This window comes from Pseudoalteromonas sp. S2755 (genome assembly GCF_005886535.1).
Classification (GTDB): Bacteria; Pseudomonadota; Gammaproteobacteria; order Enterobacterales; family Alteromonadaceae; genus Pseudoalteromonas.
Map to the genome: position 1 here is coordinate 54,862 of NZ_PNDS01000042.1, position 13,937 is coordinate 68,798.

Here is a 13,937-nt window from a genome sequence, read left to right on the forward strand (position 1 = left end):
CTTATAGAAATGGCACATTGAAATCGTCCGTCCCTATCTCCACTTATGATTTTACGGTAACATTACGAAAACACTTTAATAGGGATCAACATTATGTCAATTGCTCGTGCTTATTCGCTTCCGTTCAAGGTTATTCGCATTTCAGGACAAGATAAACTTAGCTATTTGCACGGTCAGGTTACTCAAGACATTAACCTTATCAAAGAAGATAATTTTATGTGGTCTGGGCATTGTAGCCCTAAAGGCAAACTTTGGTCTGTGTCGCGCTTAACTCAATATCAAGGCGACTACTTGATGCTTGCAGGTGTAGCCGAAGCTGAAGCATCACTTCGTGAGCTAAAAAAGTACGGCGTTTTTGCCAAAGTTGACATTGATTTTGCTGACTGTGAAGTCTTTGGCTTAATCACTCAAGACAGTGAAGCGCTTACTACTGCTTTCGGCGTTGAGCTTCCGTCTGACGCAAGCGCTGTTGATGTTACCAACGGCAAACTGTTAAAACTCACAGACGAGCGCTTTGTTTTCATCGCGTTCGATGGTGCAAGTTTACCCGCGGACGTAGAACAACAAAGCAATCCAGCTCCCTTTATTGCGGCCAGCATTTTAGCAGGAGAGCCAAGTCTTGATGCTGATCACGTGGATGAATTTGTACCACAAATGGTTAACCTTCAAGCCCTCAACGGGATCAGCTTTAAGAAAGGTTGCTATACTGGTCAAGAAACCGTAGCTCGAATGCGCTATCTTGGTAAAAACAAGCGTGCCATGTACATAGTGACAGGCAACACCGCAGAGCGCATTGAAGAAGCTGACATTGAACTGCAGATTGAAGACAACTGGCGTCGTGGTGGCAAAGTTATTCAACAAACCTTTGATGCTAACAGCGGCCGTTATTACGCGCTGGCTGTGATGCCAAATGACACACCACAAAACGCGGTGCTAAGAGCAAAAAATTCACCAGAGGTGAGTCTTACTATTCAACCTCTACCTTATTCTTTAGAAGACAACTAACGGGATCTTATATGATTATTGGCCCTAACTCGGTAGTGACAATCCACTACTCAGTTCAAGACAAAGACAACAATACGATTGATAGCACATTTGATGATGAGCCAGTGATAGCGATGCTTGGCTCCGGCTATCTGATCCCAGGTCTTGATGATGCCCTACAAGGCAAACAAGCTGGTGACACTTTCAGCGTGACCATAGAGCCACAAGAAGGCTATGGTGAACGCTTTGACGAACTGACTCAGGCGGTTCCTAAATCAATGTTTGAAGGCATGGAAATCGAAGTGGGTATGCAATTTAGAGCTACCACCGATGAAGGCGACCAAATCGTTGTGATCATCGGTATCGAAGATGAAGAAGTCATTGTTGACGCGAACCACCCACTTTCTGGGATCACACTGAATTTTGACGTTGAAGTGCTTGAAGTACGTGAAGCGACAGCTGAAGAAGTTGCACACGGCCATGTTCATGGCGAAGGTGGTTGTGGCCACGACCACTAAGAATTAGTCGAACTACTAATAGAAAGCGCTGATCATTCAGCGCTTTTTTCTTGTTTAAGTTTACTTTCCATAGCCGAAACCAAATTTTCTTGGTCATTGGTGCCTAAACGATATTTAGTTCCGTCCTTCATCACCACTTCAAGCGCCTTGAACCCAGCAACTGTGTATACCCAACCATCTGTACTGATCCGCATACCAATGCCATGACGTAGAGAATTAGTCACGGGTTGAACATAATCGATATCGTCAAACTTTAAGGTCATTTTGGCAACTGAAGGTCCAAACCACCAGCTTAACGTTTGTTGCTCTTGGTTCACTTGAATGGTTAAGCCATAAAAGATAAAGGCGACAAGCGCGAGGATCACCAAAAAGCTAACAAAAGCGAGATTGCTACCAGTTAGAAAAATTGCCAATACGGTAAAACTGGCGATAAAGGCTAGAAACAACCATATCACCCATGCAAATTGTGTATTTTTATACATCGATAGTCTTCTTTAATCAAAGCTGTAAACTAATGTAGCACCAAGCTCGGTGTCTACTTTTTCTTTTTCATCTTCTGGCTGCGAGTTATAACGGTAAATAAACGCAAATTTCAACGCAATACCGCCTATCACTTGTGTCACTAGCGCTGATTCAGCAAACAACCGGGAGTTCAAACCTGACAGCGATTGCTCAAAACTGATATCTTGATTAAAGCGGGTGCGCTTTGAAACGTTTCTTTCCCATTGCAATGCCATCCGCAAAAGCTGGCCTTTTTCCGTTCTATCCTCTTCCGCTTCAAGCTCAATTTCGTTATCCACACGAGAGATCGACATACCGGGACCGATGTCAATGTCTACAGTATTCTTTCTCCCCTCGTACACACGGTTGCCATAACCTAGCGCAAATGTCGTGGTGTATTCCTTGCCATTAAACCTGTCACGCTCATAGTCGCCATACATAAAGAACGAGGCGTTGTCATCCCCTAGCTTATAGTTCCCTTGTGCTGAGCCAAAGTAGCGCGAGGCTGAGACATCTTCGACGTCCGTTTCTGTATTTTGCTCGCGGCGATAAAGGCCATTAAATTTAAATTGATTACGCCACTTAGGGAAATCTTGGTAGAGATTACTTTTAAACTTAAATGACGTATTTTGCGTATTACCTTTGTTGACGATAAAGCCAAACTCAACGTCACCGTATAGCATCTCGCCCTTGTGTTTTTGATGAATTTCATCATCGGGCATTTTGCCATATTCGTGAAAATCTTCGAATGGATCCGTAGCTAAGCTCGGTAGCGAAAATAAGCCAACCGCAAGTAAAGCGAAAGTTCTAAAAAATGGCACTGACAACTACTTTCCGGTTATTGCTTCCAAATGATATGACAAAACGGCGCATCTAAATCTCTGCTAATTAGGATTTTTGCGTACACCTGATCCGAGTCATCAAACTCGATACCGACCAACACCTGAATGAAGTGTTCCGGTTCCGCTTCTTGTTCATACGCGGTTATGCTCGACCAACTGTCGTCCGGCTCACTTTCTTCAATGAAGCCACGATCTTCGCGATGTTCATTGAACATATTAATATCGTGTTCTTCAAGATTATCCGGGGCCAACTCAAGGAAGATATCATATGCTTGGTGAGTGGCTTCTTCGATGCTACAAAGTCTCGCTGTCATGGACGCTAGCCTGTTGTTTTAAAATTGGCGCAATGATAGCAAAATGAGGTAAAACATAAATACTTAGTCGCGATAATCAAACAGAAAATAACGCTAAATGACGAACAAATTATCGGTAAAAGTTGAATGTTACGTCGCTTTTGAGTTATTACTCTAAAACTATCGCATAAAACCCGCAAGGAGCATCTCATCATGATTTCATTTTCCGAAGCGAACGACATCGCATTTGTGACCTTATCTCGAGCAGAAAAACAAAACGCGCTGTCTGTTGACATGTTTGTTGGTTTAGATAAAGCAATAAAGAAAATTAGAAAAAACAAATCAATTAGAGCTGTTGTTATCCAAGGTGAAGGCGCACATTTTTGTGCTGGTCTAGATGTAAAAAGCGTGTTGAATAAACCTTCCGGGATCATCAAGCTACTTAAAAAGTGGTTACCCGGCAATGCTAACTTAGTACAAAGAGTCGTACTTGGCTGGCAAGCTTTGCCTGTTCCTGTCATCGCCAAGATCACGGGCAACTGTTTAGGTGGAGGCTGTCATATTGTATTAGGTGCAGATATTCGTTTAGCCGACAGCAGTGCGCAGTTTGCCATTATGGAAGCCAAATGGGGACTTTGCCCTGACATGGGCGGCAGCTTACTTTTGCCTGCCACAATGAACAAGGATAAGGCATTGCTGATGACAGTCCATGCACAGCGAATAGACGCCCAGCAAGCACTGGAATACGGCCTTATTACCGAGCTCTGTGATGATGTTGACGCTAGACTCTCAGAACTGCTCACTCAATTTACCGCACGCTCGCCAGATGCCATTGCAGCAATTAAGAAAGTGTATAATCGAGCCTACAACCAACCTGCCCGTAAACTGCTATGGTTAGAAACGTGGTCACAAATCAAATTGCTCGCAGCTAAAAATACCAAAATTGCGATGAAGAATGCCTCTGTAGCAGATGAGAATAAAAAGCCATTTTTGCCTCGCATGAAGTGGTAACGTTAGATTTAATGCTTGTTTGCCCAAAGTATAATGGTCATCGCAATACAAGAGCGTACAATTAGGCATCATATATGTTAGCGCCATTGCAGTGCTGAGGATTTACATTTAATGGTACACAGAGCGAAGTTGATATTACAATTTGCACTAGGCTTTGCCATCATTTTAGCGTGCCTCTTCAGCGCTAAATGGATAATTCAGCATAGCGCTATTCAGATCCCAGCCGCCCTACTTGGCATGGTGTTTCTTGTCATACTCCTTGCCACAAAAATCATTAAAGTAGAATGGTTAGCACCTGGGGCGGAGCCCATTTTAAAATATATGGCGCTGTTTTTTATTCCTGCGGGAGTGGGCTTGGTAGAACATCTTAGTTTGTTTCAATCCCACTGGCTTATGCTACTGTTATTGCTAATTGGTGTACCAACAATAAGTCTTATATTGTTAAGCCCTATCGTTAAGAGCATCAAGTTTCGTGATTAATATGATTATGGCGTCAGCGCTCACCGTCCTGTTATTTTTTAGTGCTCGCAAACTATATCAGCGCATCTCCTTACCGATATTAAACCCTGTGCTGATCTGCATTTTGACCATTTCGGCATGTCTACTACTCACGAAATTTGACTACAAGGTATATCAACAAGCAACGCTACCAATTCATTACTTGTTAGAGCCAGCTGTCGTTGCACTCGCTTACCCCTTGTATAAACAATTTCACCAAATTAAACCGGTATTTTTTGCATTGTGCTTAACCAGTTGGTTGGGTGTTTCACTGTCTACGTTAAGCGCTTTTCTAATCTGTCAATTTTTTGCAGCCGATCCACAGCTCTCAGCTTCAATGGCGGCCCTGTCGGTTACAACACCAATCACCTTACTCATTAGTGATTATCTCGGGGGGATCCCCGCTATTGCAGCGATTATGGTGATATTGATTGGTGTATTTGGTGGTGTGTTTGGACTACATATCTTGCATTGGTGTAAAGTTGAGCCTATGCAAGCGAAAGGCACCGCGCTGGGTGTTGTCTGCCATGCCATAGGCACTGCCACAGCGATAGAGCATCACCCCATGGCTGGTGCTTTTGCTTCTGCGGCGATGACAATTACCGCCATGATAACTGCACTTTGGGTGCCTTTGTTTTATCATTGGCTGGCTACTCTAATTTAATAACTCGGGATACGACTGTGATCAATCAAGAAATCGAGCAAATAGAACACTATTACAACATTATTCGAGAGTATCTGGTGACGTACAGTTTCCAACTGCTCGCTGCGATATTCATCTTCCTTCTCGGTTTGTGGTTATCAAGAAAGCTGTCTAAAGCGACTGAAAACTTGATGCTAAAACACAATATCGATCCTGCTTTAACCAACTTTATTGGCAATGTGATCAAAGTGCTGATTATTGCCATGTTTGTGATTATTTCTCTTGGCAAGGTTGGCATCAGTATCACACCGTTTGTCGCCGCCATCGGTGCCGCGTCTCTAGGTGCTGGTCTTGCGCTACAAGGGATGCTGGCAAATTATGGCGCAGGGCTTGCCATCATCGCTACCCGCCCATTTGTGATTGGCGATACCATCAGCATCAAAGGCGTTAACGGCCAAGTTAAAATGATTGAGCTTGGACATACCACGCTCATCAACGAAGACAAAGTAGAGATCACAATCCCAAATAAACATGTGGTGGGAGAAATTCTCCATAACTCGTTTGCAAACTCTCTGGTTAAAGGCGAGATAGGGATAGCCTATGATGCTGATCACCAAGGCGCATTAACACTTATCAATCAGGTACTCGCTGACAATACTAAAGTCAGTCAAGACCCTAAGCCTCAAGTCGGGATTGAGGAGTTTGCCGACAGCGCAGTGATATTGAGCTACCGCTACTGGGTGCCTACGACTTCACTTATCGAAACTAAACTAGAAGTGAATAGAGCGGTGTTTGCCGCGATTAAAAATGCGGAAATCGAAATTCCATTCCCGCAACGAGTGGTTAAAATCATTCAGTGAGTAAACTCAATAACGGCTAGCACCCTAGCCGATATTTTACACTCAGTTTTCATCAGGCTTTTCCATAGAAAAGCCACTGCGTAAGTGAAGATCGCGCTGTGGAAACGGGATCTCGATTTGATATTTGCGAAAGGCATCATCAATAGCCCAAAGATAATCAGAAACCAGCGCCGTTGGTCGCTTTACCTGCTCAGGTTGCACCCAAACTCCTAGCGTGAAATTCAAGCTACTATCACCAAACCCGGTCATCCATACCGTGGCTTCTCGCCCCGGCGTATTCAAGGTGTATTGGACATTTTTGGCCGCTTCCAATGCGGCACGCTTCACCTTCTCTTTGTCGCTACCGTAGGCTACTGAAAAAGGAATACGGAAACGACGATATTTATCTGACATTGTCCAATTGGTAATTGTATTTGACACCATTTCCGAGTTTGGAATAAGCAGGTCGACATTGTCATTGGTGCGGATCCAAGTTGAGCGCATGTGAATGGCTATAACTTCCCCCACTACCCCGTTTGTCAGCTCAACAAAGTCCCCAACTTTGACGGTTTTCTCTAGCAGTAACACCAGACCAGAAACAAAGTTATTCACCAGACCTTGTAGCCCCAAACCAATCCCAACGCCAAGTGCACTGGCCACAAGCGCCAGCTCAGTTATCTCAAAACCTAAGGCGGTCAGAGCGATAATAAGACCGATAAATAACACGATGTAGTGAATGATCCTGCCTATCACATAGGCTGAGGTATGCTGGATCACCCCTTGTCTTGAAGCGAGACGATTAAATGCTAGTCGCAGGATCTTGGAGATCACCAAAGTCGCAACAATCACAGCGATAAATGAGAGTGCCTCTCCCACCTCTAATGAAAATTTACCTAATGAAAATAGCTTTTGGTCAAGCCACGGAATATCTACGTCTATATCTATTGGTGCTTTTATCATGGTTATATTTTTTGTTATCTCGTGAGGTTAAGTGTGTGTGCCTAGAAGCAAAAATACAAGTGTTAGAGGTGCCTAAATCATGTTTTGTTTAGGCTGCTCGCTTGACCTTTTACATGGCTCGTGACTAAATAAAGGACAAATATATAACAATAATACTACTGCGGATTGGTAAAATACGTCATGAAAAAATCCCTACTTGCCTTAACCACTTGTCTCGCGCTAGCGTTGCCAGCTTATAGTCAATCGCTTGCGGACCTTACCACGCTCGAAGCACAAACCAAAATACAAAATCGAACTTTATCGGCAACGCAACTCACTGAGTTTTATCTAAAAAGAATTTCACAACTTGATGATAGTGGTCCTATGCTCAATGCCGTGATCACGCTCAATCCCAACGCTTTAGAAGACGCAAAAAAGCTTGATGCCGAACTACTCGCGGGACAATATCGAGGGCCACTTCATGGCCTGCCAGTTATTGTTAAAGATAACATCGACACCAGAGCGCCAATGGCAACAACCGCAGGCGCACTTGCCCTGCAACACAACGTCAAAACCCAAGCTGCACCACTTATCATCCAGTTAGAACAAGCCGGCGCTATCATCCTTGGCAAAGCCAATTTAAGTGAATGGGCAAACTTTAAATCAAGTTTCAGCTCGAGCGGCTACAGCACGCTCGGTGGTCAAACCAAAAACCCGTATGTGTTAGATAGAACACCATGCGGCTCAAGTTCAGGCTCAGCCGTTGCCGTCTCCGCAGGTCTTGCCCTGCTCGCCATTGGCACGGAAACTGACGGCTCTATTGTTTGTCCTTCAGCACATAATGGTGTTGTAGGTATTAAACCGACTGTCGGTTTAGTTCCTGGTGAAGGCATTATTCCTATCAGTCATAGCCAAGATAGCGCTGGCCCTATGGCAAAATCGGTGATGGGCGCCGCCTTATTACTCAATGCTATCGTTACCAATGCAAAACAGCCGATTGATTTTACCCAAGGCTTAAATACTGCCAGCCTCAAAGGCAAACGAATTGCTATCACCAGTCATGTAGGTCAGTTTCCACCAGCAGTTCAAGCGGTATTTGCAAAAGCCGTTGCGACCATGAAAGCAAATGGCGCAGAAATAATTGAAGGGTTAGACTTACCTGAGCTGGAAGCTTTAGGCTCTGCCGAATTGGATATTTTGCTCTATGACTTTAAGCATGATCTCAATGCTTACCTTGCCACGACACCAGAGCAGGTAAAAGTAAAAAATCTAAACCAGCTCATCCAATTCAACCAGCAACATCCCTCCACCATTAAGTTCTTTGACCAATATTTGATAGAGGAAGCTGCAAAGAAAGGCGATATCACGGAACACCGATATCAAGAAGCCCAAGCTTTGGTTAAAAAGTTTGCCCGTCAACAAGGCATTGATAAAATAATACAAGAACATCGCCTTGACGCATTTATCGCACCAACGAATACCCCAGCTTGGAGTATCGATATCATTAACGGTGATAATTTCTCAGCCTCGTCGTCATCTCCTGCCGCGATTGCAGGATATCCAAGCATTACAGTACCGATGGGTTTTCATCACGAGCTACCGCTGGGTATTTCTTTCTTCGCTGAGGCCTATAGCGAGGCGAGATTGATCAAGCTTGCCTATGCTTTCGAGCAATTGACTAATGCACGCAAAGCGCCTGAATTTAAGGCGACATTAACGCCTTAAAAATAATAGTAGTGTTATAAATAAAAATGCCTTCACACCGATTGATGTGAAGGCATTTTTATTTGCGTATCGTGTTGGTACCAAGGAGGTTAAGCTTTACGCCAAGTTGTTTTGCCCGCGCTATCTTCTAAAACAACGCCTAAGGCAGTTAGCGCATCACGCGCCTCATCCGCTGCGGCCCAATCTTTATTTTCGCGAGCGCTGCGACGCTTTTCAATCAATGCTTCGATTTGCGCTACTTCGCCGTCGTCTTGCTCGCCCTGTAAGAAAGATTCAGGGTCTTGCTGCGCAATACCTAAGACTTCCGCGAGTTTCACAAGAATAAACGCGTGCTCACCCGCAGCTTTTGCGTCACTATCTTTTAAGCGATTCACTTCTTTTGATAATTCAAAAATCACTGGCAGTGCTTCTGGCGTGTTGAAGTCGTCGTTCATCGCTGTCTCAAAACGTTCAGCGTAAGCATTACCTTTAAGTTCGACTTCCACCAGCTCAACGCCACGTAGCGCAGTGTAAATACGCTCAAGCGACGAACGTGCTTGTTCAAGATTTTCTTGTGAGTAGTTTAGCTGGCTACGATAATGACCATTGATCAAGAAATAGCGTACTGTTTCTCTATCAAAAGCTTTAAGCACTTCACGTACGGTAAAGAAATTGCCAAGAGACTTAGACATTTTCTCTTTGTTAACTTGTACCATACCGGTGTGGATCCAAGTGTTCACATAACGGCCGTTATTTGCGCAGCACGATTGGGCAATCTCGTTTTCATGGTGCGGGAACTGCAGATCTGACCCCCCACCGTGAATATCAAAAAATTCGCCCAAATGCTTTGAACTCATTGCGCTACATTCAATGTGCCAACCTGGACGACCTTCGCCCCACGGAGATTGCCACGCAGGCTCATCCGCTTTGGCTTTTTTCCACAATACAAAGTCGAGCGGATCATCTTTGTCTTGCGCTACCTCAACGCGTGCACCCGCTTGTAGCATTTCTAAATCTTGCTGAGATAACTGACCATATTGCTCAAACGTTGAGACATCAAACAATACATCCCCGTCCTTCGCAACGTAAGCATGGCCTTTTTCAATCAAGCGCGCGATCATCTCGATGATTTCGTCCATATGCCCTGTTACAGTCGGCTCAATATCCGCAGGTAACATGTTCAATGCGGTAAAGTCTTCATGCATGGCTTTGGTCATACGAACCGTTAGGTCATTAATCGACTCGTTGTTTTCCGCGGCGCGTTTAATGATTTTGTCATCCACATCAGTAATATTACGCACATATGTGACGTCATAACCTAAATAACGTAAATAACGGTTCATTACGTCAAATGAAACATAAGTGCGTGCGTGTCCTACATGACAGAAATCATAGATAGTGATACCACACACGTACATATCAACCTTGCCTTCTTTGAGCGGTTTAAAAGGGGCTTTTTGGCGAGTGAGTGTGTTGAAAATCTGCAACATGTAGTTTTCTTCCTAAGTACGGTTCATTTTTTAACAAAAGTGCTTTCAATCATACCACCTGCATAGCAGCGCCTCTAGATTTTAATAACGAATTACAGCAGTTTTTTGATTTTTTACGCAGATTTTCAAGGAATGCTTTTTCACAAAAGCCCAGTTGATATAAAATAGGCTTTTATCATTCAACACGATGGACACTAACATGGTTGTTTTAGAAACAAATCACGGCGAAATCCGTATTAATCTTTTCGCTGACAAAGCGCCTGAAACGGTAGCTAACTTCCTAAACTACGTAAACAGCGAGTTTTATAACGGTACTATTTTCCACCGTGTAATCGACGGCTTTATGGTTCAAGGTGGCGGATTTGCATCAGGTATGGAACAAAAACCAGTTGAAGCACCGATCAAAAACGAAGCAAACAACGGTGTTGCAAACAAAGTGGGTACCCTAGCAATGGCACGTACGCCAGATCCACACTCTGCAACTGCACAATTTTTTATCAATGTTAACGACAATGACTTCCTTAACTTCTCTAGCGAAACATCGCAAGGTTGGGGTTACTGTGTATTCGGCGAAGTTGTTGAAGGCATGGACGTTGTAAATAAGATTAAAGGTGTTGCTACTGGTTCTTCTGGTTTCCACCAAGACGTACCGCTTGAAGATGTGATCATCGAAAAAGCATACGTTGCTGAGTAATATCCTACTTTTTATTCAAGGCCAGTATTTATGCTGGCCTTATTAGTTTTGAGGTCCCATGGGTAAAACCTATTTTATCGCCGACTTGCATTTAACCGAGCACCGCACTGATATCACCGACGCTTTTTTCGCTTTTCTCGACCATCATATGACCGCCGATGTCGACGCTTTATATATTCTTGGTGATTTTTTTGAAGTGTGGATTGGAGACGATGAAAAAGACCCTTATGCCCTGAGTATTGCACAAAAACTGCGAAGCTTAAGTCACCTTGGCATTCAAGTATTTTTTATTCACGGTAACCGTGACTTTTTAATCAAACAAACCTTTGCTGACGAATGCCAAATGACTTTACTACCTGAACAAGCGGTAATAGATCTATACGGCACACCGACGGTGATTTTGCACGGCGACGAGATGTGTACACAAGACGAAGCCTATCAAAAGTTTCGTAAGAAGAGCCGCGGTTGGTGGTGGCCAAGACTGATGCTTGCTATGCCACTTTGGTATCGTCGTAAAGTCGCTGCAAATGCAAGGCGTAAGAGCATTGAAAACCAAAAAGGCAAGCCCCTCGAGATTTTAGATGTCACCGAAGAAGCGGTGGCAGACATGTTCGCAAAACATGGCGTAGACAATATGATCCACGGCCACACCCACAGACCAAAAGTGCACACCTACCCAGATGGTAAGGTACGCACTGTGCTTGGCGATTGGTATTCACAAAGCTCATATATCGTCATTGACGAAAGTGGTAAACAGCAGCTCCTTTGCCATCCTTTTGAATAAATTTAGTGCTTAAACAGGCGCACCTGAGTGGAACTTGAAATCGAGGTCCGGCTTTCTATTTATACGAAGCGCCCATGCGGAATGATATAATCCAGCTTGAGCGCCAAAATGTTAGCTATATCATCATCAAAATAGTTTAAGCTCCTTTTTTACTGTATCAACTACCCTTTCTGCTTGCGCTTGTGTACATAAAAACTGGGTTTTAATGGCTTTTATACAATCTAGTTCATAGCCTGAGATTATCATTTCTTTTAGTTCCGAGCTGAGCATGTCACTTGTTGGAAATGATGTGTTACTTTGCTGAAGCAGTGCATCTAACTTGAAATTTAGTATCTCCCTTTCTTTTCGTATCTCTTTTAGAGTCTTCTCCACTTTCCCTATCGATAGATAGATACTAATCAAAGTAAATAAAGAAAATGATATGATTATTAAAATTTCAGTATCTAAATTTAGATAGTCAATATTCATAATTCCTCACAAAGCAATATAGCGCCGATTATAAGTTGCACTTCTCTTTTAAGCCTTTTTTCCCTTGTGCTTCACACCATTGAGAACTTTTATAAATTAAGCTTTGCACAGAAGTGTGGCATACCCCTTCTCTTTTCTTACCCGGTATTGCTATACATAGTAAGCCAGCAGCATTTGTATAAAAAAAGTACGTATCCTTACAGGATTTTACCGTCTCTTCCATTTTATTTTTACATTCTTTTTTCTTTTGTTCAGTACTATTTGGCGTTGCAATTGGGCCTAAATATATAAATGATCTATTTAAGAACGAATCTAAATTTGCCATGGATATAGTAGTAAATATATCGGGGTGCCAAGCGGGGGGAACCGCGATAGATGTACCATGTACTGTAATAGTTTCCATAGGGATTGATGGCTTTGAAAAGTCGTCTAGGCTGCAGAATGGATATCGCAAGCTAGGAGTTGAAACTAGGCTTTGCGGTATCGAATTCACCGTCAAAAAGTTATTTTTATATGCTTGTTCAATCATATTTATATGATGATCAACTACAAGATCTGTAATTAAACTACTATAATCGCTATTCTTATATTTTATTAATATCTCTTTTGCATTTAGATAACCATTATCATAATTATAAAAAGTAATAAAGCTATGGGTTATCGCCAAGAACAAACTATCAGAGTATTTTTCTCTAAGAGAAGCTAGCTTACTCTCTGATTTAATAATAACACCTTGGATTTTATCAATGTAATAAAGTGCATCATCTTGACTTTTCCCCGGTGTAGACAAAGCAGAAAAAACTTCTTTCACTTTCCTTAGATTGAAAGCTTGATCTAAATTAGCATTAGATAACTTTACCAACTCATTCTTATCAACATTAGGGTTTATATTTTTTAGCTTGGCTATTATCTTTCCTTTTTTCTCTTTGTTATAATTTCCACTTGTTAGGAAGTATAACCAGTAAGAAAATTCACTGCCTTCATTTTTTTCAACTTCCTCTGAACTAAATTCAAATGCTTGGTTGTAAGTGTTAATTTCATCAAGCATATGAATGTATATATATGATGCTTCAACCCAATAATAGCTATACTTTTGACTTAGCTCCTCAAAAAATAGAAGTGCTCTTCTCTCTAGATTAGATTTCTGTATTTGGTATATATATTTTACAAAAACCTTACCATAATCACGTTCACTTGCTGCAATTGTCGCTAATTGTGATTCTATTTTAGATAATGCTTCATTATGCTTACCTGCCTTTTCAAGGCTAACGGACTCTCTGTAATCGGCGAGCCAAGGAGACTCACTTAATATACTCGCATCGTAATTTTCAATTGAATAGTATTGATTCTTTGACTCTGTAAAAAATGGTAATAATAAAAATAATAAAAATATAACTCTCAACTTTTAGGTCCTTAACTACTGAAAAACATTAAATGCGCTTTATACAACCAAGTTGCACAAAAAGATTCTACACTGTACCCAAAAAAGGATCAATGTAAGCACTAACAAACATTGTAGATATTGCAAAACAAACCCAAACCGCTTAATAATTGTGCTAAACAAATAAAGGGGCTGCAAAATTCATTGCATTGGACGTATTCTTAAAGCAGTAGAAACTGACTCTCTAGTTTTGTCCTTGTTCAGTTGGGTCAACGAACAGCGCTCTCAGTCTGGTAGGCCAATCATTGCGTTTGATGGCAAAACTCTGCGCGGTGCCAAAAAAGTGGG

General features: G+C 42.4%; 16 protein-coding genes and 1 pseudogene. 10 read left to right on the plus strand and 7 right to left on the minus strand.

From position 1 onward, the window contains the following. Nucleotides 1–93 precede the first annotated feature (93 nt). Both ygfZ and CWC03_RS08490 read left to right on the plus strand, forming a co-directional pair. Nucleotides 94–1,005, plus strand: a complete 912-nt coding sequence (gene ygfZ / locus CWC03_RS08485) for a tRNA-modifying protein YgfZ (protein WP_138581400.1) — start codon at nucleotides 94–96, stop codon at nucleotides 1,003–1,005. Between the two features lie 11 nt (nucleotides 1,006–1,016). Then, a complete protein-coding gene (locus CWC03_RS08490) occupies nucleotides 1,017–1,502 on the plus strand; it encodes an FKBP-type peptidyl-prolyl cis-trans isomerase (RefSeq protein ID WP_010606755.1) in 486 nt (161 codons plus the stop codon). Nucleotides 1,503–1,534: 32 nt separating this feature from the next. On the opposite strand, the gene CWC03_RS08495 is transcribed toward CWC03_RS08490, so the two are convergent. Genes CWC03_RS08495 through CWC03_RS08505 form a run of 3 tightly spaced genes read right to left on the minus strand, consistent with a single transcriptional unit; the run spans nucleotide 1,535 to nucleotide 3,159 of the window. Next, the gene (locus tag CWC03_RS08495) at nucleotides 1,535–1,984 is read right to left on the minus strand and encodes a hypothetical protein (protein WP_138581402.1); all 450 of its coding nucleotides are present in this window, start codon (nucleotides 1,982–1,984) and stop codon (nucleotides 1,535–1,537) included. Between the two features lie 12 nt (nucleotides 1,985–1,996). After that, nucleotides 1,997–2,824 carry a DUF481 domain-containing protein gene (locus tag CWC03_RS08500; RefSeq protein ID WP_138581404.1) on the minus strand — a complete coding sequence of 276 codons (828 nt, stop codon included), beginning with the start codon at nucleotides 2,822–2,824 and terminating at the stop codon, nucleotides 1,997–1,999. A gap of 17 nt (nucleotides 2,825–2,841) precedes the next feature. Further along, nucleotides 2,842–3,159, minus strand: a complete 318-nt coding sequence (locus CWC03_RS08505) for a DUF440 family protein (RefSeq protein WP_138581406.1) — start codon at nucleotides 3,157–3,159, stop codon at nucleotides 2,842–2,844. A gap of 192 nt (nucleotides 3,160–3,351) precedes the next feature. Here CWC03_RS08505 and CWC03_RS08510 point away from each other — a divergent pair, with 192 nt between their 5' ends. The 4 genes from CWC03_RS08510 (at nucleotide 3,352) to CWC03_RS08525 (ending at nucleotide 6,150) form a co-directional block, all read left to right on the plus strand. Beyond that, the gene (locus CWC03_RS08510; RefSeq protein WP_138581407.1) at nucleotides 3,352–4,149 is read left to right on the plus strand and encodes a crotonase/enoyl-CoA hydratase family protein; all 798 of its coding nucleotides are present in this window, start codon (nucleotides 3,352–3,354) and stop codon (nucleotides 4,147–4,149) included. A 111-nt stretch (nucleotides 4,150–4,260) separates the two neighbouring features. Then, nucleotides 4,261–4,629: a CidA/LrgA family protein gene (locus CWC03_RS08515; RefSeq protein ID WP_138581409.1), complete on the plus strand. Its 369-nt coding sequence runs from the start codon at nucleotides 4,261–4,263 to the stop codon at nucleotides 4,627–4,629. A 1-nt stretch (nucleotide 4,630) separates the two neighbouring features. After that, nucleotides 4,631–5,311, plus strand: a complete 681-nt coding sequence (locus tag CWC03_RS08520) for an LrgB family protein (RefSeq protein WP_249313980.1) — start codon at nucleotides 4,631–4,633, stop codon at nucleotides 5,309–5,311. Nucleotides 5,312–5,328: 17 nt separating this feature from the next. Further along, nucleotides 5,329–6,150 carry a mechanosensitive ion channel family protein gene (locus CWC03_RS08525; protein WP_138581413.1) on the plus strand — a complete coding sequence of 274 codons (822 nt, stop codon included), beginning with the start codon at nucleotides 5,329–5,331 and terminating at the stop codon, nucleotides 6,148–6,150. A 42-nt stretch (nucleotides 6,151–6,192) separates the two neighbouring features. Here CWC03_RS08525 and CWC03_RS08530 read toward each other — a convergent pair whose 3' ends face one another. Next, complete coding sequence (locus CWC03_RS08530) at nucleotides 6,193–7,089, minus strand: mechanosensitive ion channel family protein (RefSeq protein ID WP_138523162.1); 897 nt, start codon at nucleotides 7,087–7,089, stop codon at nucleotides 6,193–6,195. 180 nt (nucleotides 7,090–7,269) lie between these two features. On the opposite strand from CWC03_RS08530, the gene CWC03_RS08535 reads away from it, so the two are divergent. Next, nucleotides 7,270–8,793: an amidase gene (locus CWC03_RS08535; protein WP_138581415.1), complete on the plus strand. Its 1,524-nt coding sequence runs from the start codon at nucleotides 7,270–7,272 to the stop codon at nucleotides 8,791–8,793. A gap of 89 nt (nucleotides 8,794–8,882) precedes the next feature. Here the strand turns inward: CWC03_RS08535 and cysS are convergent, their stop codons facing one another. Beyond that, the gene (gene cysS, locus CWC03_RS08540) at nucleotides 8,883–10,262 is read right to left on the minus strand and encodes a cysteine--tRNA ligase (protein WP_138581417.1); all 1,380 of its coding nucleotides are present in this window, start codon (nucleotides 10,260–10,262) and stop codon (nucleotides 8,883–8,885) included. Nucleotides 10,263–10,461: 199 nt separating this feature from the next. Here cysS and CWC03_RS08545 point away from each other — a divergent pair, with 199 nt between their 5' ends. Further along, nucleotides 10,462–10,956, plus strand: coding sequence for a peptidylprolyl isomerase (locus tag CWC03_RS08545; protein WP_010371206.1), 495 nt, complete (start codon nucleotides 10,462–10,464; stop codon nucleotides 10,954–10,956). Nucleotides 10,957–11,014: 58 nt separating this feature from the next. Then, on the plus strand, nucleotides 11,015–11,740 hold the full coding sequence (locus CWC03_RS08550) for a UDP-2,3-diacylglucosamine diphosphatase (RefSeq protein ID WP_138581419.1): 726 nt from the start codon (nucleotides 11,015–11,017) through the stop codon (nucleotides 11,738–11,740). 126 nt (nucleotides 11,741–11,866) lie between these two features. Here CWC03_RS08550 and CWC03_RS08555 read toward each other — a convergent pair whose 3' ends face one another. Both CWC03_RS08555 and CWC03_RS08560 read right to left on the minus strand, forming a co-directional pair. Next, nucleotides 11,867–12,208 (minus strand): hypothetical protein, encoded by a 342-nt coding sequence (locus tag CWC03_RS08555; protein WP_138581420.1) that lies wholly within the window; start codon nucleotides 12,206–12,208, stop codon nucleotides 11,867–11,869. Between the two features lie 28 nt (nucleotides 12,209–12,236). Beyond that, nucleotides 12,237–13,610: a hypothetical protein gene (locus tag CWC03_RS08560; protein ID WP_138581422.1), complete on the minus strand. Its 1,374-nt coding sequence runs from the start codon at nucleotides 13,608–13,610 to the stop codon at nucleotides 12,237–12,239. A gap of 181 nt (nucleotides 13,611–13,791) precedes the next feature. On the opposite strand from CWC03_RS08560, the pseudogene CWC03_RS23760 reads away from it, so the two are divergent. After that, nucleotides 13,792–13,937, plus strand: a pseudogene (locus CWC03_RS23760) (ISAs1-like element ISPsesp1 family transposase); the annotation flags it as partial.

Coding starts and splice junctions, on each gene's coding strand:
- CWC03_RS08530 (WP_138523162.1), bottom strand. CDS start 7,089: ATGATAAAAGCACCAATAGATATAGACGTAGATATTCCGTGGCTTGAC.
- CWC03_RS08545 (WP_010371206.1), top strand. CDS start 10,462: ATGGTTGTTTTAGAAACAAATCACGGCGAAATCCGTATTAATCTTTTC.
- CWC03_RS08495 (WP_138581402.1), bottom strand. CDS start 1,984: ATGTATAAAAATACACAATTTGCATGGGTGATATGGTTGTTTCTAGCC.
- CWC03_RS08510 (WP_138581407.1), top strand. CDS start 3,352: ATGATTTCATTTTCCGAAGCGAACGACATCGCATTTGTGACCTTATCT.
- ygfZ (WP_138581400.1), top strand. CDS start 94: ATGTCAATTGCTCGTGCTTATTCGCTTCCGTTCAAGGTTATTCGCATT.
- CWC03_RS08515 (WP_138581409.1), top strand. CDS start 4,261: ATGGTACACAGAGCGAAGTTGATATTACAATTTGCACTAGGCTTTGCC.
- CWC03_RS08520 (WP_249313980.1), top strand. CDS start 4,631: ATGATTATGGCGTCAGCGCTCACCGTCCTGTTATTTTTTAGTGCTCGC.
- CWC03_RS08490 (WP_010606755.1), top strand. CDS start 1,017: ATGATTATTGGCCCTAACTCGGTAGTGACAATCCACTACTCAGTTCAA.
- CWC03_RS08550 (WP_138581419.1), top strand. CDS start 11,015: ATGGGTAAAACCTATTTTATCGCCGACTTGCATTTAACCGAGCACCGC.
- CWC03_RS08535 (WP_138581415.1), top strand. CDS start 7,270: ATGAAAAAATCCCTACTTGCCTTAACCACTTGTCTCGCGCTAGCGTTG.
- cysS (WP_138581417.1), bottom strand. CDS start 10,262: ATGTTGCAGATTTTCAACACACTCACTCGCCAAAAAGCCCCTTTTAAA.
- CWC03_RS08555 (WP_138581420.1), bottom strand. CDS start 12,208: ATGAATATTGACTATCTAAATTTAGATACTGAAATTTTAATAATCATA.
- CWC03_RS08505 (WP_138581406.1), bottom strand. CDS start 3,159: ATGACAGCGAGACTTTGTAGCATCGAAGAAGCCACTCACCAAGCATAT.